Annotated in this window: 22 protein-coding genes; 9 read left to right on the top strand and 13 right to left on the bottom strand. The window is 71.0% G+C overall.

What is annotated here, in order from left to right; all coding sequences use genetic code 11:
* Nucleotide 1 precedes the first annotated feature (1 nt).
* Both ACT54X_RS22095 and purE read right to left on the bottom strand, forming a co-directional pair.
* Nucleotides 2–1,216: a 5-(carboxyamino)imidazole ribonucleotide synthase gene (locus tag ACT54X_RS22095; RefSeq protein WP_294366535.1), complete on the bottom strand. Its 1,215-nt coding sequence runs from the start codon at nucleotides 1,214–1,216 to the stop codon at nucleotides 2–4.
* Entirely contained in the window at nucleotides 1,213–1,767 is a 555-nt protein-coding gene (gene purE / locus ACT54X_RS22100; protein ID WP_476348625.1) for a 5-(carboxyamino)imidazole ribonucleotide mutase, read from the bottom strand. The genes ACT54X_RS22095 and purE overlap by 4 nt, the downstream gene beginning before the upstream one ends.
* Before the next feature lie 87 nt (nucleotides 1,768–1,854).
* Between purE and ACT54X_RS22105 the strand changes: the two genes are divergently transcribed.
* A complete protein-coding gene (locus ACT54X_RS22105) occupies nucleotides 1,855–2,760 on the top strand; it encodes a tetratricopeptide repeat protein (protein ID WP_294366538.1) in 906 nt (301 codons plus the stop codon).
* A gap of 83 nt (nucleotides 2,761–2,843) precedes the next feature.
* On the opposite strand, the gene ACT54X_RS22110 is transcribed toward ACT54X_RS22105, so the two are convergent.
* From ACT54X_RS22110 to ACT54X_RS22145, 8 genes are all read right to left on the bottom strand, one after another.
* The gene (locus ACT54X_RS22110) at nucleotides 2,844–3,863 is read right to left on the bottom strand and encodes an alpha/beta hydrolase (RefSeq protein WP_294366540.1); all 1,020 of its coding nucleotides are present in this window, start codon (nucleotides 3,861–3,863) and stop codon (nucleotides 2,844–2,846) included.
* Between the two features lie 274 nt (nucleotides 3,864–4,137).
* Nucleotides 4,138–4,776 carry an MBL fold metallo-hydrolase gene (locus tag ACT54X_RS22115; RefSeq protein WP_354320713.1) on the bottom strand — a complete coding sequence of 213 codons (639 nt, stop codon included), beginning with the start codon at nucleotides 4,774–4,776 and terminating at the stop codon, nucleotides 4,138–4,140.
* A gap of 82 nt (nucleotides 4,777–4,858) precedes the next feature.
* Nucleotides 4,859–5,260 carry a PaaI family thioesterase gene (locus ACT54X_RS22120; RefSeq protein ID WP_294366544.1) on the bottom strand — a complete coding sequence of 134 codons (402 nt, stop codon included), beginning with the start codon at nucleotides 5,258–5,260 and terminating at the stop codon, nucleotides 4,859–4,861.
* 11 nt (nucleotides 5,261–5,271) lie between these two features.
* Nucleotides 5,272–6,243: a tripartite tricarboxylate transporter substrate binding protein gene (locus tag ACT54X_RS22125; protein ID WP_476348628.1), complete on the bottom strand. Its 972-nt coding sequence runs from the start codon at nucleotides 6,241–6,243 to the stop codon at nucleotides 5,272–5,274.
* Between the two features lie 13 nt (nucleotides 6,244–6,256).
* Entirely contained in the window at nucleotides 6,257–7,105 is an 849-nt protein-coding gene (locus ACT54X_RS22130; RefSeq protein ID WP_476348630.1) for a fumarylacetoacetate hydrolase family protein, read from the bottom strand.
* A 31-nt stretch (nucleotides 7,106–7,136) separates the two neighbouring features.
* Nucleotides 7,137–7,892, bottom strand: a complete 756-nt coding sequence (locus ACT54X_RS22135; RefSeq protein ID WP_476348632.1) for an IclR family transcriptional regulator — start codon at nucleotides 7,890–7,892, stop codon at nucleotides 7,137–7,139.
* Between the two features lie 24 nt (nucleotides 7,893–7,916).
* Nucleotides 7,917–9,416, bottom strand: a complete 1,500-nt coding sequence (gene mhpA, locus ACT54X_RS22140; protein ID WP_294366552.1) for a bifunctional 3-(3-hydroxy-phenyl)propionate/3-hydroxycinnamic acid hydroxylase MhpA — start codon at nucleotides 9,414–9,416, stop codon at nucleotides 7,917–7,919.
* Nucleotides 9,409–9,966: a VOC family protein gene (locus ACT54X_RS22145; RefSeq protein ID WP_294366554.1), complete on the bottom strand. Its 558-nt coding sequence runs from the start codon at nucleotides 9,964–9,966 to the stop codon at nucleotides 9,409–9,411. Before ACT54X_RS22145 ends, mhpA begins: the two co-directional genes overlap by 8 nt.
* 144 nt (nucleotides 9,967–10,110) lie before the next feature.
* Between ACT54X_RS22145 and ACT54X_RS22150 the strand changes: the two genes are divergently transcribed.
* Nucleotides 10,111–11,100 (top strand): Bug family tripartite tricarboxylate transporter substrate binding protein, encoded by a 990-nt coding sequence (locus ACT54X_RS22150; protein WP_476348635.1) that lies wholly within the window; start codon nucleotides 10,111–10,113, stop codon nucleotides 11,098–11,100.
* 14 nt (nucleotides 11,101–11,114) lie between these two features.
* Nucleotides 11,115–12,137, top strand: coding sequence for an NAD(P)H-quinone oxidoreductase (locus ACT54X_RS22155; RefSeq protein WP_476348637.1), 1,023 nt, complete (start codon nucleotides 11,115–11,117; stop codon nucleotides 12,135–12,137).
* A 41-nt stretch (nucleotides 12,138–12,178) separates the two neighbouring features.
* Here ACT54X_RS22155 and ACT54X_RS22160 read toward each other — a convergent pair whose 3' ends face one another.
* Genes ACT54X_RS22160 through ACT54X_RS22170 form a run of 3 tightly spaced genes read right to left on the bottom strand, consistent with a single transcriptional unit; the run spans nucleotide 12,179 to nucleotide 14,217 of the window.
* The gene (locus ACT54X_RS22160; protein WP_294366561.1) at nucleotides 12,179–12,853 is read right to left on the bottom strand and encodes a class I SAM-dependent methyltransferase; all 675 of its coding nucleotides are present in this window, start codon (nucleotides 12,851–12,853) and stop codon (nucleotides 12,179–12,181) included.
* A gap of 15 nt (nucleotides 12,854–12,868) precedes the next feature.
* Nucleotides 12,869–13,771: an NAD(P)/FAD-dependent oxidoreductase gene (locus tag ACT54X_RS22165; RefSeq protein WP_294366565.1), complete on the bottom strand. Its 903-nt coding sequence runs from the start codon at nucleotides 13,769–13,771 to the stop codon at nucleotides 12,869–12,871.
* A gap of 2 nt (nucleotides 13,772–13,773) precedes the next feature.
* Nucleotides 13,774–14,217: an Rrf2 family transcriptional regulator gene (locus ACT54X_RS22170; RefSeq protein ID WP_294366567.1), complete on the bottom strand. Its 444-nt coding sequence runs from the start codon at nucleotides 14,215–14,217 to the stop codon at nucleotides 13,774–13,776.
* Between the two features lie 194 nt (nucleotides 14,218–14,411).
* Here ACT54X_RS22170 and atzF point away from each other — a divergent pair, with 194 nt between their 5' ends.
* The 6 genes from atzF (at nucleotide 14,412) to ACT54X_RS22200 (ending at nucleotide 20,532) form a co-directional block, all read left to right on the top strand.
* The gene (atzF, locus tag ACT54X_RS22175) at nucleotides 14,412–16,169 is read left to right on the top strand and encodes an allophanate hydrolase (protein ID WP_476348640.1); all 1,758 of its coding nucleotides are present in this window, start codon (nucleotides 14,412–14,414) and stop codon (nucleotides 16,167–16,169) included.
* 70 nt (nucleotides 16,170–16,239) lie between these two features.
* Nucleotides 16,240–17,238, top strand: a complete 999-nt coding sequence (locus ACT54X_RS22180; protein WP_476348642.1) for an ABC transporter substrate-binding protein — start codon at nucleotides 16,240–16,242, stop codon at nucleotides 17,236–17,238.
* A 5-nt stretch (nucleotides 17,239–17,243) separates the two neighbouring features.
* Complete coding sequence (locus ACT54X_RS22185; RefSeq protein WP_476348644.1) at nucleotides 17,244–18,074, top strand: ABC transporter permease; 831 nt, start codon at nucleotides 17,244–17,246, stop codon at nucleotides 18,072–18,074.
* Complete coding sequence (locus ACT54X_RS22190; RefSeq protein WP_476348646.1) at nucleotides 18,071–18,892, top strand: ABC transporter ATP-binding protein; 822 nt, start codon at nucleotides 18,071–18,073, stop codon at nucleotides 18,890–18,892. The genes ACT54X_RS22185 and ACT54X_RS22190 overlap by 4 nt, the downstream gene beginning before the upstream one ends.
* A gap of 21 nt (nucleotides 18,893–18,913) precedes the next feature.
* Nucleotides 18,914–19,117, top strand: coding sequence for an AtzG-like protein (locus tag ACT54X_RS22195; protein WP_476348648.1), 204 nt, complete (start codon nucleotides 18,914–18,916; stop codon nucleotides 19,115–19,117).
* Nucleotides 19,114–20,532, top strand: coding sequence for an AtzE family amidohydrolase (locus tag ACT54X_RS22200; RefSeq protein WP_476348650.1), 1,419 nt, complete (start codon nucleotides 19,114–19,116; stop codon nucleotides 20,530–20,532). Before ACT54X_RS22195 ends, ACT54X_RS22200 begins: the two co-directional genes overlap by 4 nt.
* Nucleotides 20,533–20,562: the final 30 nt, after the last annotated feature.

Consider the following 20,562-nt stretch of genomic DNA (forward strand, 5'->3'; position numbering starts at 1 on the left):
GTCAGCTTGCCGTGCTGTCGGGCAGCCCGAGCAGGGCCGCAGCCTGTGCGGCGGCGGCGCGCACGCCGGCAATGTCGGCGCCGGTGATGTTCAGGTGTCCCATCTTGCGCCCGCGCCGCGCCTCGGTCTTGCCGTAAAGGTGCAGGTGGGTGCCGGGCAGGGCCAGCACCTGGGCCCAGGCCGGGTCGCGCTGCTGGTCGCTGCCGTCGGCGAACCACAGGTCGCCCAGCAGGTTGAGCATGATGGCCGGGCTGTGCTGGCGCGGCGCCACCAGCGGCAGGCCGGCCAGGGTGCGCACCTGCAGGTCGAACTGCGAGACGTCGCAGGCGTCCATGGTGTAGTGGCCGCTGTTGTGCGGGCGCGGCGCCATCTCGTTGGCGACCAGGCTGCCGTCCTCCAGCATGAAGAACTCCACGCACAGCACGCCCACGTAGCCGATGCCATCGGCGATGGCGCGCGCGGCCTCGACGGCGCGGGTGGCCACGGCCGGCGGCAGGGCCTGCTCATGCACCTCGGTCACGGCCAGGATGCCGCCGCGGTGCAGGTTGCGCTGGGGCGGGAAGTGCACCGCCTGGCCATCATGGCCGCGGGCCACGATGACCGAGCATTCCAGCGCCAGCGGCAGGCGCTTTTCGAGCACGCAGGGCACGCGGCCGGTGGCTTCCCACGCCGCGGCGAGTTCGGCCTGGGTCTGCACGCCCTGCTGGCCCTTGCCGTCGTAGCCCATGCGCGCGGTCTTGAGGATGCCGGGCAGCAGGTCGGCCGAAACGGCCGCCAGGTGGTCGGCGTTCTCGATCACCGCGTAGGGCGCGCAGCCGATGCCGCTGGCGGCGCTGCAGCGCACGAAATGCGCCTTCTCGCGGATGCGGTCCTGCGCGATGGCCACGGCATCGGCCGCGGGCGCCACCGGCACGTCGCCGGCCAGCGTCGCCAGGGCCTGGGCCGGCACGTTCTCGAACTCGGTGGTGACGGCATCGGCCAGGCGCGAAAGGCGACCGAGGGCGTCGCTGTCCAGGTAGTCCGCATGCAGGTGGTGGTGGCTGATGCGGCCGGCGGGGCTGTCCGGATCGGGGTCGAGCACCGCGGTGAAGTAGCCCGTGGCCTGCGCCGCGTGCACGAACATGCGGCCCAGCTGGCCGCCGCCCATCACGCCCAGCGTGCTGCCGGGCAGAAGCGGCAGGGTCTTGCGGCCCGGGGCCGTGACCTTGGGGCTCACAGCGCGCCTCCGCCCTGGGGCGAGAACACGGGTGCCGCGGCTGCGGGCGCGCCCTCGGCGGGCGGCGGCAGCGTCATGGCCTCGGCCACGCGGGTCTGGGCGGTGCGGAAGTCGTCCAGCTTCTGGCGCAGGGCCGGGTCGTTCACCGCCAGCATGGCCACCGCGAACAGGGCCGCATTGGCCGCGCCCGCGGTGCCGATGGCGAAGGTGCCGACCGGGATCCCCTTGGGCATCTGCACGATGCTGTAGAGCGAATCCACGCCCTGCAGGTGGCGGCTGGCGACGGGCACGCCCAGCACGGGCACCGTGGTCTTGGCGGCCAGCATGCCCGGCAGGTGGGCGGCGCCGCCGGCCCCCGCGATGATGGCCGTCAGGCCGCGGGAGGCGGCACTTTCGGCATAGGCGAACAGGGCGTCCGGCATGCGGTGCGCCGAGACGACGCGTGTTTCATGGGCGATGCCGAATTGCTGGAGAATCTCGGCCGCATGGCGCATCGTCTCCCAGTCGGAGTTCGAGCCCATGACCACGCCGACCTGGATGGTTTCACTCATCTTTCAATTTTACGTTTCGGCCCCAGCTGGAACGGGAATCTGAATCGGCCGGGCGCCCGGCCATCCCCCAACGACGCAGCCTCACCCATGATCGACATCACCCTCGACAACTTCCAGACCGAACTGGTCGAAGCCTCGCTCGCCACGCCGGTGCTGCTGGACATCTGGGCCGAATGGTGCGGCCCCTGCAAGCAGCTGGGCCCGGTGCTGGAGAAGCTGGAGGTCGAATACGGCGGCCGCTTCATCCTGGCCAAGCTCGACGCCGACAAGGTGCCGCAGATCTCGACCCAGCTGTCGCAGATGTTCGGTGTGCGCAGCATTCCCTTCTGCGTGATGTTCTCGGGCGGCCAGCCGGTGGACGGTTTCGTCGGCGCCCTGCCGGCCGACAAGATCCGAGAGTTCCTGGACAAGCACGTGCCCGGTGCCGACGAGCTGGCCGCGCAGCAGGAGGAAGAGGCTGCGCAGGAGGCCCTGGCCGAAGGCGACACCGACGGCGCGCTCGAAAAGCTGCAGCATGCCGTGGCCACCGACCCGTCCAACGACGATGCCCGCTTCGACTACGTCAAGCTGCTGCTGCAGATGGGCCGCACCGACGACGCCAAGGTGGCCTTCGCACCGGTGATCGACCGCCGCTCGCTGGTGCGCCGCTTCGACTCGCTGCAACGCTGGATGGACGCGCTCGACGCCGCCGAGGGCGCCGACATCGCCGCGCTGGACGCGCGCATCGCCGCCAACCGCCGCGACTTCGATGCGCGCTACGCCCGCGCCCTGGCGCTGATCGCGCAGCAGCAGTGGACCGAGGCCATGGACGAACTGCTCGAGATCCTCATGCGCGACAAGGGCTGGAACGAGGAGCTGGCCCGCAAGACCTACATCGCCATCCTCGACGTGATCGAGCCGCCCAAGCCCAAGGTGGCCGAAGGCCAGATCCCGCCGGACGATCCGGTCGTGGCGACATATCGCCGCCGGCTGTCGAGCGTGGTCCTGAGCTGATCGCGCGGTTCGCCCGCCCATGAAAAAGCGCCTCGATGTCGAGGCGCTTTTTCTTTGCCCGCACCGAGGCGGGTGGGGGCGGCTCAGCCCAGCGCAGTGCGCAGGCGGTCACCCGCATAGGCCATCGCATCGCGCGCCTTCTGCAGCACGGCGGCCCCGCCGAAGAACTCGTGCGCCACGCCTTCGTACTCGCGGCGCTCGACCGGCACGCCGGCCTCGCGAAGCGCACCTTCCAGCTTGGCGCCGTCGCTGCGCAGCGGGTCCAGGCGGGCGTTGATGATGGTCACGGGCGGCAGGCCGGCCAGGTCCGCGTCGATCAGGGACAGGCGCGTGTCCTTGAGGTCGTCTTCCGAGTTGACGAGGTGGTCCACGAACCACTTCACCATCGCGCGGTTCAGCGGCTTGGCAATGGCGTTTTCGATGTACGACTCGGTGTTGAGGCTGGTCTGCGCCACCGGGTAGACCGACAGCACATGGCGTGGGACCGGCAGGCCCGCATCACGCGCGGCGATGGCCGTGGCCACGGCCAGATTGCCGCCCGCGCTCTCGCCGGCCAGCGCCATGCGCACCGGGTCGCCGCCCAGCGAGGCGGCGTTCTGGCTCAGCCAGCGGTAGGCGGCGAGGGCGTCGTCCCAGGCGGCGGGAAAGCGGTGCTCCGGCGCCTGGCGGTAGTCGACCGAGACCACGATGGCATTCGCCGCCTTGGCCAGGCCACGGGCACCGGCGTCGTAGACGTCCTTGTCGGCGATGACCCAGCCGCCGCCGTGGAAGTACAGGATGACCGGGAAGGGACCGACGCCCTGGGGCGTATAGACGTTCGCCGGCAGCGCACCGACGGCGCCATCGACCGTGATGGTCTTCATCGTCACGCCGGGCACCAGCACTTCGGGGTCGGTGGATTCGCCGCGCTTTTGCAGCAGGGCGATCACGGCATCCTTGGCGGTCGGCTGCCGGCGGGCTTCGGCCACCTCCAGCTTCTCGATGGCCTTGGGGTGGAGCGACTCGTGTGCCTTGGCCAGTTCGAGCTGGTCGTCATCGGCGCGCAGGGCGGCGATGGCGTTGGACGCGGCATTGAGGATGGGGTTGGGCTCGCCATGGCTCATGGGCGGGGTTCCTTGTGGTGTAAGCGGCAGGGCCGCGGCGCGATGGCTGCGGGACTGCTGCATACCTTCACCGCGTCAGGCCGGAAGCCGCGTGCGCGGCCAGGACCGTCCGACGTAGGCGGGGGCTCTCGACGCCGGTGGGCATCTCCCCCTCAGGGCGTGACGGACAGGCCGCGCAGCCCCGTGTCTGCGGGTGTGTGACGCGCCCGTCGCCTCCTTCGCGATCAAGGCCCTGACCCGCACAAGCTCCGCGGAAAAGGCCGCGGGCCGCGCCTCAGGTGCCCTGCACGTAGGGATTGCTTTGGCGCTCGCGGCCGAAGCTGCTTTCCGGCCCGTGGCCGGGAATGAACACCGTCTCGTCGCCCATGGGCCACAGCCGCTGCACGATGCTGTCGATCAACTGCGGATGGCTGCCGCCCGGAAAGTCGGTGCGGCCGATGCTGCCGGCGAAGAGCACGTCGCCCACGAAGGCCCGCTGCGCGCTGGCCGAATGGAAGACCACATGGCCCGGCGTGTGGCCCGGGCAGTGGCGCACCGTCAGCGTCTCCTCGCCCAGCGTCACCGTGTCGCCGTCGGCCAGCCAGCGCGTGGGCGTGAAGGCGCGCGCGGGCGGAAAGCCGAACATCGCGCTCTGCTGCGGCAGGCCGTCGATCCAGAACTGGTCACCCGGGTGCGGTCCCACGATGGGCAGGCCCAGGCGCTCGGCCAGCTCGCCGGTGCCACCGGCGTGGTCGATGTGCGCATGCGTGAGCCACAGCTGCTCCAGCGCCAGGCCGCGCGACTCGGCGGCGGTGACCAGCCGGTCGATCTCGCCGCCCGGGTCGATCAGCGCGGCCTTGTTCGTCGCGTCGCACCAGACGAGCGAGCAGTTCTGCTGGAAGGGCGTGACGGGGAGGATCTGGTAGCGCAGCATGGCGAAGGCGGTCGTGGGTCGGAGCCGGCGATTGTCGCGACCGCCATGCTCCGACGGCGGCGGCGCACCGCCCGCCTGCGTCTCAGCCCGCGCGCGAGCCGATGACGCGGCAGCAGGCCGTGGCCCGCGCCACCTCGGTGCCCGCCTGCGCAAGCACCGCCTCCACGTAGCAGATGCTGCGTCCGCCGCCCACGATGGCCGAGCGGCCTTGCAGGCGGCCGGGCCGGGCCGGCGCGAGGAAGCTCAGGTTCAGCGTCAGCGTGACCACGCCGCCGCCGCCTTCGCCCGCGCGGGCGTCCACGACGGCGGCGCACAGGTCGTCCAGCATGGCGGCGAGCATGCCGCCCTGCACCGTGCCCGCGGGGTTGAGGAAGGCGGCCGTGGCCTCGTACTCGGCGGCCAGCGTGCCGGCCGTGGTGTCCAGGGCGAGCAGGCGGCCACCGAGCAGGGTGGCGATGGGCGGTTCGGGGCGTCCGGGCAGCATGCGTTTCTCCTTCAGGGGGTGGCGAGCCCCAACCGGCGCAGTGTCGCGGCCTTGAGGCGGCTGTCCTCGCGCAGGTGCCGTTCGAAGTCGGCGGCGGGGCGGAAGTCCACCACCTGGTTCGCGCGGCGGGCCCAGTCCTGGTAGCGCGGCGAGGCCACGGCCTGCCGGCACGCGCCCTCCAGCCGCTGCACCACCGCGTCGGGCGTGCGGGCCGGCACCAGCACGCCGCCGAAGCTGGCCTGCACCACGTCCACGCCCGCTTCCTGGAGCGTCGGCACCTCGGCGAACGCGGGATGGCGCCGGTCGGCATAGACGGCCAGCAGGCGTAGCGCGCCGCTGCCCAGCTGCCCGGTGATGGAACTCACCAGCACCGCGCCGAAGCCCAGGCGCCCGGCCATCAAGTCCTGCAGCATCGGCGCGTCGCCCTTGTAGGGCACATGCGTCAGGCTGACGTGCGCCACCGCCTCGATGTCCGCCGTGCCCAGGTGCGGGATGGAGCCCGTGCCCGAAGTGCCGTAGCTGATGGCGCCCGGCTCACGGCGCGCCGCGGCCAGCAGATCGGCCACCGTGCGCCAGGGCGAGGCCGCCGGCACCGCGATGGCGAAGATGTTGTCGAACACCTGGCAGACGGGCCGGAAGCTGTCGAGCCCGTAGTTCAGCCGGAGCCGGTGCGGTTCGCTCGACAGCGGTACCGCTGGCGTGAAGGCCAGCGTGTAGCCATCGGGCCGGGCCGCTGCCACCGCGTTCAGGCCGATGGTGCCGGCCGCGCCTTCGCGGTTGCTCACGACCACCGGCTGGCCCAGGGGCTCGGCCAGTGCCTCGGCGAGGTTGCGGGCGTTGAGGTCCAGCCCGCCCCCGGCCGCGAAGGGCACCACCATCTGCAGGGGCCGCTGGGGAAACTCCTGCGCCGGGGCGCCGATCGAAAGGGCGGCCAGAAGCAGGCCGAGGGCGGCCCGCGCGCCGCGATGCAGCACGTCGTTCATGGGCGCGCCGCCCTCACTCGTCGCGGATGCCGTTGCGCAGCACGCCGATGGCGTCGACCTCGATCTCGCACACGTCGCCCGGCTTCATGAACACGGGCGGCGTGCGCTTGTTGCCCACGCCGCCGGGCGTGCCGGTGACGATCACGTCGCCCGGCTCCAGCGGGATGAAAGTGGAGATGTAGGCGATCTGGCGCGGGATGCTGTGCACCATCATGTCGGTGGTGGCGCGCTGCATCTCCTGGCCATTGAGGCGCGTGACCAGCGTCATCTTCTGATCGGGCGCGATCTCGTCGGACGTCACCATCCAGGGGCCGAAGGCGCCGGTCTTCCAGAAGTTCTTGCCCGGTGCCCACTGCGAGGTGTGCAGTTGCCAGTCGCGCACGCTGCCGTCGTTGTAGCAGCTGTAGCCGGCGATGTGCGACCACGAGTCCGCCTCGCTGATGTGCCGCCCGCCTCGGCCGATGACGATGGCGATCTCGCCTTCATAGTCGAGGCGCTCGGAGGCTCGGGGCCGCACGATGTCCTCGCCATGGGCCAGCTGCGAGTCGGCCACGCGCAGGAAGATCACCGGCTTCTCGGTCTCGGTCTTGCCGGTCTCGCGGATGTGCTCGCCGTAGTTCAGGCCGATGCAGAAAATCTTGCCGGGGTTGGGGATGACGGGCAGCAGCTTCACCTCGGACAGCGGCAGCGTGGCGCGGGCGGCTTCGACATGGGCTGCCGCCTGCGATGCGAGGCCGGCGGCGATGAAGGCCTTCAAGTCCGGTGCCTGCGCGCCGAACACCGCATGCAGGTCGACGACGCGGTCGCCGACGATGGCGCCATAGCCGTCCTGGCCGTTGTACTGGTAGCTGATGAGTCTCATGGGGATTCCTAGGGAAGGAGAGGGGTGGGTACTAGGCCAGCCGACCTCCGATCCGCGTCGCGGCCTCGGTGATCAGACGGACCATCTTTTCAAGGTCGACGATTGCCAGGCGCGAGGTATCGAACACGAGGGAGATGGCGGCCCAGGCGCCGCCATCCGACTTGAGAACGGGCGCGGCCACGGCCGCCAGCTGGGGCTCCAGCTCGCCCTTGGAGACATAGTGGCCCGCCTTGCGGATGGCCGCGAAGTGGCGCCGGAACTCGGCCCATTCGCCGGGCAGGCCGCAGCGCACGGCCTCGTCGCGGCGCGCGTCGAACAGCTTCTTGAGTGGTGCCGTGCCCAGCGTGGCGAGCAGCACCTTGGGCGCCGCGCCCTGGAACAGCGGCCGCGGCCGGCCGCGCGTGTAGGCCAGCGTGGCGGGTGTGCCGCCCATCTCGCGGTGCGTGTCCAGCACCTGCTGGCCGAAGGCCTCGGTCACCACGCAGTCGAAGCCGGTGGCATCGACCAGTTCGCGCAGCACCGGCAGACCCACCTTGAGCACCGGGTCGGCGCGGCGGATGTAGTGGTCCAGCAGGATGATGCGCGGGCCCAGCGCGTAGTGCGAATCCTCCACGCGCTGCAGCAGGCCCACCTGCAGCAGCTGGCGCACATAGCGGTAGCTGGTGGGCAGCGAGACGTCCAGCGCCTTGGCGATGTCCTCGGCAGTGCGGGTGACGTGGTGGTCGTCGAAGAGGTCGAGCACGCCCAGCATGCGTTCCAGGCTGGACGAGGACGAAGGGTCGGACAAGGTGGGGCCCCGGGATGTGGGTCGTCATGGCGCCACCGGGAGGTACTGGGAGATGCGGTCCAGCTCGGAGCCCGTGCGCGCCACGCCGACGATGTAGCGGTCGGGCCGTAGTATCACGGCGCCCGCCTGGTGGCTGCGCAGCCAGTCCGCCAGCGGCGGGTCGGGCTCGTCGATGACCAGGGCCTGGCTGCGGGCCCAGCGCTCGGCGGTGCCGGGCGCCGCGGCGGCCAGCAGTTCGCGCTGGCCGATCACGGCGCTGCGGCGGCCCAGCAGCTCGTCCAGCAGCCGGCCGTCGGCCAGCCGCGGCTGGGGAAAGGGCCGGCCCGCCAGGTCCTGCTGGAGCGAATCGAAGGCGCCGGCGCCCAGCAGTTGCGGCGGCAGCTCGAAGACCTCCGGCTCGCCGCTGGCGAAGCGGGCGTCGCGCTCGGCCGCTGCGACCGGGTCGGTGGTCTGGATGAGGCCGCCCAGGCGCACGGCCAGCTCGATCAGGGCGCGCACATGCGGCTTGCGCTCGGACTCGTAGGTGTCCAGCAGCGCCTCGGATGCGCGGCCGGCGAGCACCGCGTCCAGTTTCCAGGCCAGGTTGGCGGCATCGCGGATGCCGGCGCACATGCCCTGGCCCAGGAAGGGCGGCGTCTGGTGGCAGGCATCGCCGGCCAGCAGCAGCCGACCCTGGCGCCAGCCATCGGCGATCACCGAATGGAAGGTGTAGATGGCGGCGCGCTCCAGCCGGGCCTGGTCGGGCCGCACCCAGGGCGCGACGAGCTTCCACAGGTTCTCGGGCTGCACCAGCGCCTCGCGGTCGTCGCCGGGCAGCACCATGATCTCCCAGCGGCGGCGGTTGCCGACCACGTTGCAGTAGGTCATGGGCCGGCGCGGGTCGCAGTGCTGCACGGTGTGCGGCGGCAGGTCCACCGGCTCGGTCAGCACCACGTCGAACACCAGCCAGGGCTGGCGCAGGCCCAGGTCCACCATCGGGCTGCCCATGTGCTGGCGCACCGGCGAGCGGGCGCCATCGCAGCCCACCACCCAGCGGGCGCGGGCCTCGAAGCTGCCGCCGTCGCCGCCCTGGCAGCCGTGCAGCGTGGCGCCTTCGCTGTCCACGTCGATGGCGCTCAGGGCGGCGCCCAGCCGCACGTGCACGTTCGGAAAGCGTGCCAGGCCATCGCGCAGCACGGCCTCCAGCTCGGGCTGGTGGAAGTAGTAGTTGTTGGCGCCGCCGTGCGGCCCCAGTGCCGCGGTGCCGCCGCGGATCAGCAGCGTCTGGCCCGCCGCATTGACGAAGTGCATGCCCTGCGTGCCGGGCCGCGAGATGGCCAGCACCGGCTCGCGCAGGCCCGCCGCCTGGAAGATGCGCAGCACCTCGCCGTCGTAATGGATGGCCCGCGGCAGGGGAAAGATGTCGCGTTCCTTCTCGACCACCAGCACCGAGCGCCCGGCGGCCCCCAGCAGGTTGGCCAGCGTGGCGCCCGTGGGGCCCAGCCCCACGATGGCCACGTCGTACACGGGCGCCGGCTCAGCCATGCTGGTCTTCCTGCATGCGGCGGGCGACGTCGGCCTGCCATTGCGCCCGGCTCATGAATTTGGGAAAGCGCTTCGCGATGGCCTCGGCCTGCGCCAGGATGGCCTCGTCGCTCTGGGCGAGGTCGATGGGCTCGCGCAGCGGCTGTTCGCAGTACCAGGGCGTGTCCATGAACAGCTCCAGCCGGTTGCCCTCCGGATCGCGGCAGTAGACCGAGACGGCATTGCCGTGCGTCACCGGCAGCATCTCGCTCGCGCCCTCGGCCAGCAGCCGGTCGTGGAAGGCGCGCAGCGTCGCCACGTCGGGCACGCGGAAGGACAGCTGGTTGACCACGTTGAAGGCCATGTCCGCCGGCCGGCCGGTGGCCAGCACCAGCTGATGGTGCTCGCTGGGGTCGCGGCTCAGGAAGACCAGCTGCACCGGGCCCAGGTCGCCCGCGTCGGTCTGGGTGAAGCGCAGGGCGCGCTTGTAGAAGCCGGCCATGCGGGCCAGGTCGGTGACGTACAGCCCGATGTGGCTGAACTGCAATTGCAACGGTTGGGGAGGGGTCAACTTTGTCTCCAGGCGAGAACGAAAGACCTTGTTGGTCCTTCGATGGATTGAATGGTATTGTCATTATCGTATTTTGACAATAAACAATGTGTTCGTATGATTCGGTCCCGTGCAATCGGCACGCGTTCGCAAACGGAGACATTCATGACCATCCTCAAGAGGCTCGCCGCCGGCGCGGCCGCCCTGCCGCTCGTCGCTGCCCTGGCCCTGGCGCCCACCGGTGCGGGCGCCCAACCCGACTACCCATCCAAGCCGGTGCGCATCATTGCCCCCTTCCCCGCGGGCAGCGGCCCCGACGCCAATGCCCGCGAGCTGGCCGCGGAGCTGACCAAGATCCTGGGCCAGTCCTTCTATGTGGAGAACCGTCCGGGTGCCTCCAACATCATTGGCACCGAGGTGGCGGCCAAGGCCGCCAACGACGGCTACTCGCTCTACATCGGCACCACCAGCTCGCTGTCGGTCGTGCCGCACCTCTACGGCAAGCTGCCCTTCAATGCCGAGCGCGACTTCGCGCCCATCAGCCTGCTGGGCGTGCTCAACACGGGGCTGATCGCCACGCCGTCGGTGCCGGCCAAGGACGCGCGCGAGCTGGTCGCCCAGCTCAAGGCCAAGCCCGATTCGGTCACCGTGGCCACGCAGGGCATCGGCAGCTATTCGCACCTGTCGGCCGTGTGGTTCAACAGCGTGGCGGGCGTGAAGTCGAACCTGGTGCCCTACAACAGCAACAGCCCCTACGCCGACCTGCTGGCAGGGCAGATCCAGCTGATGTTCGACGGCCTGCCTGCGGCGGCCACCAACGTGCAGGCCGGCAAGCTCAAGCTGCTGGCCATCACCGGCCGCGAGCGGCATCCGAGCTTTCCCAACGTGCCGACCTTCGCCGAGCAGGGCCTGCCCGACTACACGCCCATCGCCTGGCAGGGGCTGCTCGCGCCGGCCGGCACGGCGCCCGCCATCCTGGAGAAGCTGAGCGCCGCCATGGCCAAGGTCTGCCAGTCGCCTGAGCTGGCCAAGAAGTGGCGCGACTACGGCGGTGAGCTGCGCTGCAACACGCCCGCCGAATTCACCGCCTTCATCCAGGCCGATCGCGCCATGTGGGGCAAGGTGGTGCGCGCCGCGGGCGTGAAGCTGGATTGAAGGCGACGGACGCAATGCCCCCCGCCGGGCCCGACCTGCTCGCCGACGGCCTCGTCATCACCGCGCCCGGTGGCCCGGAAGTGCTGCGCTGGACGCCCGGCCTGGCCCTGCCTGCGCCGGGGCCCGACGAGGTGCTGATCGACGTGGCCTGGGCCGGCGTCAACCGGCACGACTGCAACCAGCGCCGCCGCGGTCCCACGCCCGCGCACAGCGACGTGCCCGGCCTGGAGGTCAGCGGTACCGTGCGCTGGGCCGGCGCCCGGGCCGGCCCGCTGCGCGTGGGCGACGCCGTGTGCGCCCTGGTGGATGGCGGTGGCTATGCCACGCGGGTGGTGGCGCCCGCCGCGCTCGCCTTCGCCGTGCCGGTAGGTCTGGGCCTGCGCGATGCCGCCGCGCTGCCCGAGGCGCTCTTCACCGTCTGGCACAACTTCTTCGGCGTCGCGGCGCTGGGGCCGGGCGAGACGGTGCTGATCCATGGCGGCACCAGCGGCGTCGGCAGCCTGGCCATGCAGTTGCTGGCCGCGTTGGGCCATCGGGTGGCGGTGACCTGCGGCAGCGACGCCAAGGTGGCCGAGGCGCGGACCCTGGGCGCTGCGGCCGCATTCAACTACCGGACGCAGGACTGGGTGCAGTCCGCGCTGGACTGGACCGGGGGCCGGGGCGTGGACGTGGTGCTGGACATGGCCGGTGCCACGCATGCCGCGCGCAATGTGCAGGTGCTCGCACGCCGCGGCCGGCTGGTGCATCTGTCGCCGGGCGAGGGCGCCGACTTCGTGGCGCCCCTGCGGCCCATCCTGGCCAAGGAACTGCGCATCACCGGCTCGCTGCTGCGCCCGCTGCCGCTGCCCGAGAAGGCCCTGATCGCCGAGCGCCTGCGCGCCGTGGCCCTGCCGCTGGTGGCCGCCGGCCGGGTGCGGCCCTGGGTGAGCGAGGTCTTCGATCTGCGCCAGGCGGCGCAGGCCCATGCGCGGCTCGAATCGGGGCAGGCCATGGGCAAGCTGGTGCTGGAGGCGCCGGGCATCTTGCGGCGCGCTTGACCGGCGCCCGTGGCCGGAGCCGCGGGTCGGCGCGCGGCGCTTCAGGTCCTGCGGGCTACCCAGCCCCTGAAGGTGAATGCGCCGTAAAACTGCTCGACGTCCTCGAAGCCGGCCGCGCGCAGCAATGCCGCATCCTCTTCTGGCGACAACACCGGCAGCCGCTGCTTGAACGCATTGATGCTGCCATGGGCCTGGGCGGTGGGCACGCCGGAGGCCACCGCAAATGCCGCGTTGCGCGCCAGCCATCGGCCAGCCGCGTGGTCCTCCCGGGCGAAGCTGTGATGTGCGACCACCAGGGGTGCCCCCGGCCGGAGCCGCGTGTGCATCTGCTTCAAGGTGCGCAGGCGTTCATCCGCGGTCAGAAAGTGCAACGTCAGCAGGCAGGCCGCGCCATCGAAGGGCCCCATTGGCGCGCTGTCGATGTAGCCCTCGTGCAAGCGCACATGGGGTGCGGAGGCGCCCAGGGTTGCGCGGGCGAGCGCGAGCATTTCGGGGGAAGGATCGACGCCGTCGAAGTGCCAGGCCGGCTGCAACTCGGCCAGGGCCTTCAGTTCCAGGCCGCCGCCCGCGCCCAGCACCAGCATGCGTGCGTCCGGAGGCGCATCCTCGGCCAGCAAGACAGCCGTCATGCGGTGCAGGTCGCGCAGTCCGGGCACGATCCTCGCGGTCCGTTCCGCGTAGCTCGACACAGCCGCGGGATCGGAGAACGGTGTCATCGCAGGTCCCTGCCTCTATGCCGGGGCCAGGGAATCGGGCCAGACCAGCGAGCGATGGACCTGGGCGCCGGCCATGGCGCCGTGGCCCACGGCCAGGGAAACCGAATGTGGCATGCGCGCCACGTCGCCGCAGGCGAACACGCCCGCCACCGAGGTCTTGTTCTCGGCATCCGTGCGCACCTGCAGGCCCATGGGTGTTTCTTCGAGCGCGCAGCCGATGGCCTCTGCCAAAGGACTCGACGGCGAGGTTCGTGACGCCGTGAACAGGCCTGCAAAGCGAAGCACGCGTCCGTCGGCCATCGCCACGTCGGCATGTCCTTCGATGCAGCGGATGGTGGCCTCCTCGATCGTCACGCCACGGCGCTGCAAGGCCGCGCGCGACGCCGGATCCAGTGCCATCGCACCGTTGACGAGCAGCGTCACGCGGCCCCACTCGGTGAGCAGTTCGGCCTGGTGGATCGACAGGGGGCCTGCAGCGATGATGCCGATGCCGCCCTGGTCGAGTTCGTAGCCATGGCAGTAGGGACAGTGGAAGACCGACCGGCCCCACCGCTCGGCAAGGCCTTCGACGTCAGGAAGCCGGTCGGACACGCCGGTGGCCAGCAGGATGCGCCGAGCGCGGTGCGCGCGACCGTCGGATGCCGTCACCGTGAACGCGTCCACGCATCCTGTGAGGGCTACGGCCCGGCCATCGAGCCATGTCAGCGTGGGGTAGGCGCCGAGCTGGCGGCGTGCCTCGGCGGCGATCTCCGCCGGGGGCGCGCCATCCTGACCAAGGAACCCGTGCGAGTGGCTGGCGAAGCGATTGCGCCGCTCGCCCGCGTCGACCACCAGCACGGTCTTGCGCGCCCGCACCAACTGAAGGGTCGCCGCCATTCCTGAATAGCTGCCGCCGATGACGATGACGTCGAATTCCATGATCAAGGCCTTTCCTGCCGAGCCGCTGCATGACGGCGCGCGAAGTCGGCCGCCAGATCGGCGAGAGTGATTTCCGAGAAGCGCTGCAGCAGCAACGCTTCGGCCTGGGCGAAGGTGTCTTCCAGCGCGGCATTCACCGCCTGCTCGACGAGGCAGGCCGGCGCTTCGTTGCGGTGTCCGATGGCGAAGGTGGCGGGCTCGCCCAGGGCTTCGTGCAACTGGCGCAGGGTGACGGTGCGCAGGTCGGCCTGGATGCGCCACCCGCCGGCGTGGCCGCGGTCCGAACTCACGATGCCGGCCTCTCGCAGGTAGGCCATGGTGCGTCGCACGACGACCGGGTTGGTGCCCAGGCACTGCGCCAGCGTTTCGGAGGTGACGGGGCCGTCGTACTCGGCCATGTGCAGCAGCGCATGCAGGACGGAAGAGAGGCGGCTGTCGCGTTTCATGTAACTAATGATGTTTCGTGATGACGTGCCTGTCAAGGCTGGCATGCGCCATTTGCGGTCCAGTGCCGCGCGATGCACCGGTGTCACAGCCTCGTCGATCTCACCATTGCCGGTGCCCGAATGCTCGTCCGGCGGGCGATCCAGGTGGCACGCTGCTTGCATCACATCATGTATCCAAGAATGGATGCCTGAACATGGTGCACGAAGCCTCTACCCCCGACGCCCTGACCCGCCCCTTCGCGGCCGCGGGTTCCGCCCAGGTGCCCGCGCCGCAGCCTGCCCCGGATGGCCGGCCCGAAGCGGCCTGGATCAGCCGCCCGGCCACGCCCATCGCCGGTGCGGCGGGCGGTCCGTTGGGCGGCCTGCGCTTTGCCGTCAAGGACAACATCGATGTCGCCGGCCTGCCCACCACGGCCGCGTGTCCGGCCTTTGCCTACGCACCCGACGCGCACGCCACCGTGGTGCAGCGCCTGCTCGATGCCGGTGCCTCGGTCGCCGGCAAGACCAACCTCGACCAGTTCGCCTGCGGCCTCAACGGCAGCCGCTCGCCCTACGGCGCGGTGCCCAACAGCTTCGATGCGCGCTACGTGTCGGGCGGCTCCAGCTCCGGCTCGGCTTATGCGGTGGCCACCGGGCAGGTGGACTTCTCCCTGGGCACCGACACCGCCGGCTCCGGCCGCGTGCCGGCGGGGCTCAACAACATCGTGGGCCTCAAGCCCAGCAAGGGCCTGATTAGCGCGAAGGGCGTGGTGCCGGCGGCGCAGAGCGTGGACTGTGTCTCCATCTTCGCGCCCACCGTGGCGCTGGCGGCCCGGGTGCTGGCCTGCGCCATGGGGCCGGATGCGGGCGATCCGTACTCGCGGCGCCTCGACCTGGTCCGCACGCCGCTGCCGCCGGCCTTCCGCTTCGGCGTGCCGCAGCCGCTGGAGTTCCACGGCGACGCCCTGGCCGCCGCCGCCTTCGAGCGGGCCGTCGCGCAGCTGCGCGAGCTGGGCGGCGAACCGGTGTCCGTGGACTACACGCCGCTGGCCCGCGCCGCCGGCCTGCTCTACGACAGCGCGCTGGTGGCCGAGCGCTATGCCGCCGTGCGGCCCTTCTTCGATGCGCACGAGGCCGAGGTGATCGAGCCGGTGCGCGGCATCCTGGCGCGTGGCCGCAGCTTCGACGCCGCCGACCTGGTCGATGCGCAGACCCAGCTGCATGCGCTCGGCCAGCAGGCCGCGGCCATGTGGGCCGGCATCGACCTGCTGCTGGTGCCCACCGCACCGACGCACTGCACGCTCGACGCCATGCGCGCCGAGCCGGTGCGACGCAACAGCGAGCTGGGCCACTACACCAACTTCGTCAACCTGCTGGACTACGCGGCGCTGTCCGTGCCTTCTAGCATCCGGCCCGACGGACTGCCCTTCGGCGTGACCTTCATCGGGCCCTGCGGCAGCGACTTCCGCCTGGCCGAGCTGGGCCAGCGCTTCCATCACGCCACGGGCCTGCCGATGGGCGCCACCGGCGGGCCGCTGCCGGCTGCCGAGTCCATGGTCTGGCCGCCGCTGGCCGAGGGCGAGGGCATGCCCATCGCCGTGGTCGGTGCCCACCTCACGGGCATGCCGCTCAACCACCAGCTCATCGCGCGCGGCGCCACGCTGGTCGAGACCACCACCACCGCGCCGCACTACCGCCTGTATGCGCTGCCTGGCACCACGCCGCCCAAGCCGGGCCTGCAGCGCGAGCCTGGCCGCGGCGTGCCCATCGCCCTGGAGGTCTGGAACGTGCCGCGCGCCGAGGTCGGCGCCTTCCTGGCGCAGATCCCGCCACCCCTGGGCCTGGGCAGCGTCGAGCTGGTCGATGGGCGCTGGGTGCACAGCTTCATCTGCGAGGCCCATGCGCTGCAGGGCGCCGAGGACGTCAGTGCGCATGGCGGCTGGCGTGCCTACATCGCCTCGCGCGGCGCCTGAACGCACTGCGCCCTCGCGCCCCGCCTTTCTCATTCCGCCCTTCCTTTCGTTCGTTCGCAGGAGTCTTCGCATGAGCCCAACGCCCTCCTTCCGTCCCTCCCGCCGCCATGTGCTGCAGGCCGGCGGTGCCGCCCTCGGCGCACTGGCCGCGCCCGCCATCGTGCGTGCGCAGGGCGGGCCCAAGCTGCGCATCGGCTACTGGCCGGTGGCCGCGGGCCTGCCCTTCTTCGCCGCGGTGGAGAAGGGCTACTTCAAGGAAGCGGGCCTCGACGTGGAGCCGCTCAAGTTCGCCGGCGCCCAGCAGGTGATGGAGGCCATGCTCTCCGGCCGTTCCGACGGCAGCGCCAACGGCACCGGCAGCGCCAATCTGGGCATCGGCGAGATCGCGCAGCCCGGCCTGTTCAAGATCTTCTGCACCAACCCCAGCAACGCCAAGTACGTGCTGGAGGAGTTCCTGGTGCCCAAGGACAGCCCCGTGAAGAGCGTCGCCGAACTCAAGGGCAAGCGCGTGGCCTCGGGCCCCGGCATCCAGAACGTGACGCTGGCCAAGACCATGCTGGAGCGCGCCGGCGCGGGCGTCATCAACGTCACCGAGCTGCCCATCGGCCAGCATGTGGCCGCCCTGGCCGCCGGCCAGATCGACGCCGTCTACACGCTGGAGCCCACCGGCACCGTGGGTCGGCTCAACGGCACCACGCGCGTGCTCGAAGCCGGCGTGGTGGCCCACTACATCCTGGGCGACCCGATGGCCCCGTGGCACGGCGGCTCGGCCAGCCTGACCACCGAATTCATCAAGAAGAACCCCGACGTCGCCAAGAAGTACATCGCCGCCTACAAGCGCGGCATCGAGCTGGTGCGCAACAACCCGGCCGACGCGCGCCAGTACATGAAGGGCTACACCGCCATCGAGGGTGCGCTCACCAACGAGGTGCCGCTGGCCTCGTACATGCTGCACGACGAGTTCAAGCCCGCCGACATCGCGTACTTCCAGAAGTTCTTCGACCTGTTCACCGAGAAGGGCATCTTCGAGAAGAAGGTGGCCGTGGACGGGCTGCTCTACCGGGGCTGAGTGCCATGAACGCGCCATCCTCCGCCGCGGCGGGCGCCTGGAAGCCGCCCGCCACCGACGTCGCGCCCGCGCTGCCCCGGCCGCCGGTGTGGAACAAGCTGCTGCCGGCCATCGGGCCCCTTGCCCTGTTCGTGCTGTGGGACCTGGTGGTGCGGCTGGGCCTCATCAAGCCCATCCTGCTGCCGCCGCCGCTGGCCACCTTCCAGACCCTGGTCACGGGCCTGGCGGGCGGGCCGCTGCTGAACGACTTTCTGGTCACCGTGTGGCGCACGCTGCAGGCCTTCCTGATCGCCGCGGCGGTCGGCATGCCGCTGGGCGTGCTGCTGGGCAGCAACGAGAAGGCCTACCGCAGCGTGGAGTTCCTGATCGACTTCTTCCGCTCCACGCCCTCGTCTGCGCTGATCCCGCTGTTCCTGATGATCTTCGGCACCTCGGACATCAACAAGGTGGCCATCGCCGCCTTCGGCGCGATGCTGATCGTGGTGTTCAACAGCGCGTATGGCGTCATCAACGCCCGCAAGCAGCGGGTGATGGCGGCCAAGGTGATGGGCGCCACGCGCTGGCAGATCTTCAAGGACGTGCTGGTGTGGGAAAGCCTGCAGCCCAGCTTCGTCGGCCTGCGCTCGGCGGTGTCGATGGCGCTGGTGATCGTCATCGTGGCCGAGATGTTCATCGGCGCCGACAGCGGCCTGGGCAACCGGATCATCAATTCGCAGCAGGTGCTGAACGTGAAGAGCATGTACGCCAGCATCCTGGCGGCGGGGGCGCTGGGCTACGCGCTCAACGTGCTGTTCCTGGTCATCGAGCGCCGTATCGTCCATTGGAGCGGAAGATGAACGCAGTCCTCAACGCCCCCGTGGTCGCCGATGTGCCGATGCCCAAGTTCCGCCCCGGTCCCGCCGGCACGCACATCACCATCCGCGGGCTGACCAAGTACTTCGCCGGCTGGCCGCTGTACGAGGACTTCGACCTCGACATTCCCAAGCACAAGATCGTCTCGGTCTTCGGACCCAACGGCTGCGGCAAGAGCACGCTGATCAACATGATCGCGGGGCTGATCCCCATCGACCGCGGCGAGATCCTGTTCGACGGCAAGTCGCTCAAGGACACCAAGATCGGCTACGTGTTCCAGAACTACCGCGAAGCGATGTTCCCGTGGATGCGCACCATCGACAACATCGCCTATCCGCTCAAGCTGGAAGGCCGCAGCAAAGCCGAGGTGGACCGCCGCATGGAAGAGCTGGTGGCCAGCTTCGACGTCAAGTTCGACCTGAACCGCTTTCCCTACGAGCTCTCCGGCGGCCAGCAGCAGACGGCCTCGATCATGCGGGCGCTCGCCCCCGGCCCCGAGGTGCTGTTCCTGGACGAGCCTTTCTCGGCGCTGGACTTCGAGATGACGCTGTTCATCCGCGAGAAGCTGCAGGAGGTGTTCATGCAGACCGGCACCACCATGCTGCTGGTCTCGCACGACCTGGAAGAGGCGGTGTACCTGGCCGACGAGGTGCTGCTGCTGACCAAGCGGCCCACGCGGGTGGCCGAGATCTTGCGTTACGACGATCCGCGCCCGCGCACTGTGGAGACGCTGAGCCAGCCGAGCTTCGTGGCCATGAAGAAGCAGAGCCTCGAAATCTTCCAGCGCGAAGTGCGCCGCTGACCCACCGCCACCGAACCGCCCATGACGCCTCAACAGATCGAAGCTTATGTGGACGCCGCCGCCGCGGCGCTGGACCTGCCGCTCGCGCCCGAACACCGGGCCGGCGTGCTGCGCTACTTCGCGCTCGCTGCCGACATGGCGGCGCTGACCGAGGCCGTGGACCTGGCGCCGCATGACGAGTCGGCGGTGCGCTTCGAGCCGGTGGCGCCGGGGGGGCAGTCATGAGCGCTGCCCAGCCCTGGTTCGAGGCGGACGCCGCCACCATCGCCGCCGCGGTGCACGCGGGTGAGGCCAGTGCCACCACCGTGGTGCAGTCCGTGCTGGACCGCATCGCCGCCACCGAGGACCGCGTCAACGCCTTCACCGCCGTGACGCGCGAGCGCGCCCTGCAGCGCGCCGCCGCGCTCGATGCCCTGCCGGCCGAGGCCCGGGCCGCGCTACCGCTGGCCGGCGTGCCGGTGGCGGTCAAGAACCTGTTCGACATCGCCGGCCTGCCCACGCTGGCAGGCTCGAAGATCGAGCGTGAGGCGCCGCCCGCCAGCGCAGACGCCCTGCTGCTGCGCCGGCTCGAAGCGGCGGGCGCCGTGCTGGTGGGCGGGCTCAACATGGACGAGTACGCCTACGGCTTCACCACCGAGAACTCGCACGAGGGCCCCACGCGCAATCCGCACGACCTCACGCGCATCGCGGGCGGCTCCTCGGGCGGCAGCGGCGCCGCGGTGGCGGCCGGGCAGGCGCCGATCTCGCTGGGCTCGGACACCAACGGCTCCATCCGCGTGCCGGCCTCGCTGTGCGGCGTGTACGGCCTCAAGCCCACCTTCGGCCGGCTGCCGCGCACCGGCAGCTATCCCTTCGTCGGCAGCCTGGACCACCTGGGCCCCTTCGCCCGCTCGGTGCGCGACCTGGCCCTGGCCTACGACGCGATGCAGGGACCGGAGGAGGGCGCCCCCGGCGACCCGGGCTGTGCCCAGCGCCCCGTCGAGCCGGTGATCGGCACGCTGCCGCAGGGCATCGCCGGCCTGCGCATCGGCGTGCTGGGCGGCTGGTTCGCGCGCAATGCGCTGCCGGAGGCGCAGGCTGCCGTCGCCCGCGTGGCCGAGGCCCTGGGCGCCACGCGCACCGTCGAACTGCCGCTGGTCGAGGCCGGCCGCGCCGCCGCCTTCCTCATCACCAACGCCGAAGGCGCAGCCCTGCACCTGCCCGACCTGCGCCGCCGCGCGCAGGACTTCGAGCCGCTGTCGCGCGACCGCTTCCTGGCCGGCGCGCTGCTGCCCGCCGCCTGGGTCACGCGGGCCCAGCGCGTGCGACGCCGCTATGCCGAGGCCGTGGCCGCGCTGATGCAGGACTTCGACCTGCTGCTCGCGCCGGCCACGCCCTGTTCGGCCACGCCCATCGGCACCGAATGGCTGGAACTCGACGGCCGCCGCCAGCCGCTGCGGCCCAGCTTCGGTGCGCTCACGCAGCCCATCTCCTGCATCGGCCTGCCGGTGTGCGCCGTGCCTGTGTGGGGCGCCCATGCGACGCTGCCGGTGGGCGTGCAACTGATTGCCGCCCCCTGGCGCGAAGACCTTGCCCTGCGCGCCGCCGCCGCGCTGGAGTCCGCCGGCGTCACGCAGGCGCCCGTCGCCCGGCTGCCCTGATTTCCTTGCTTCTCTTCCTTCCTTTTCCCT

It is taken from the genome of Pseudacidovorax sp. DMC4 (assembly GCF_056314265.1).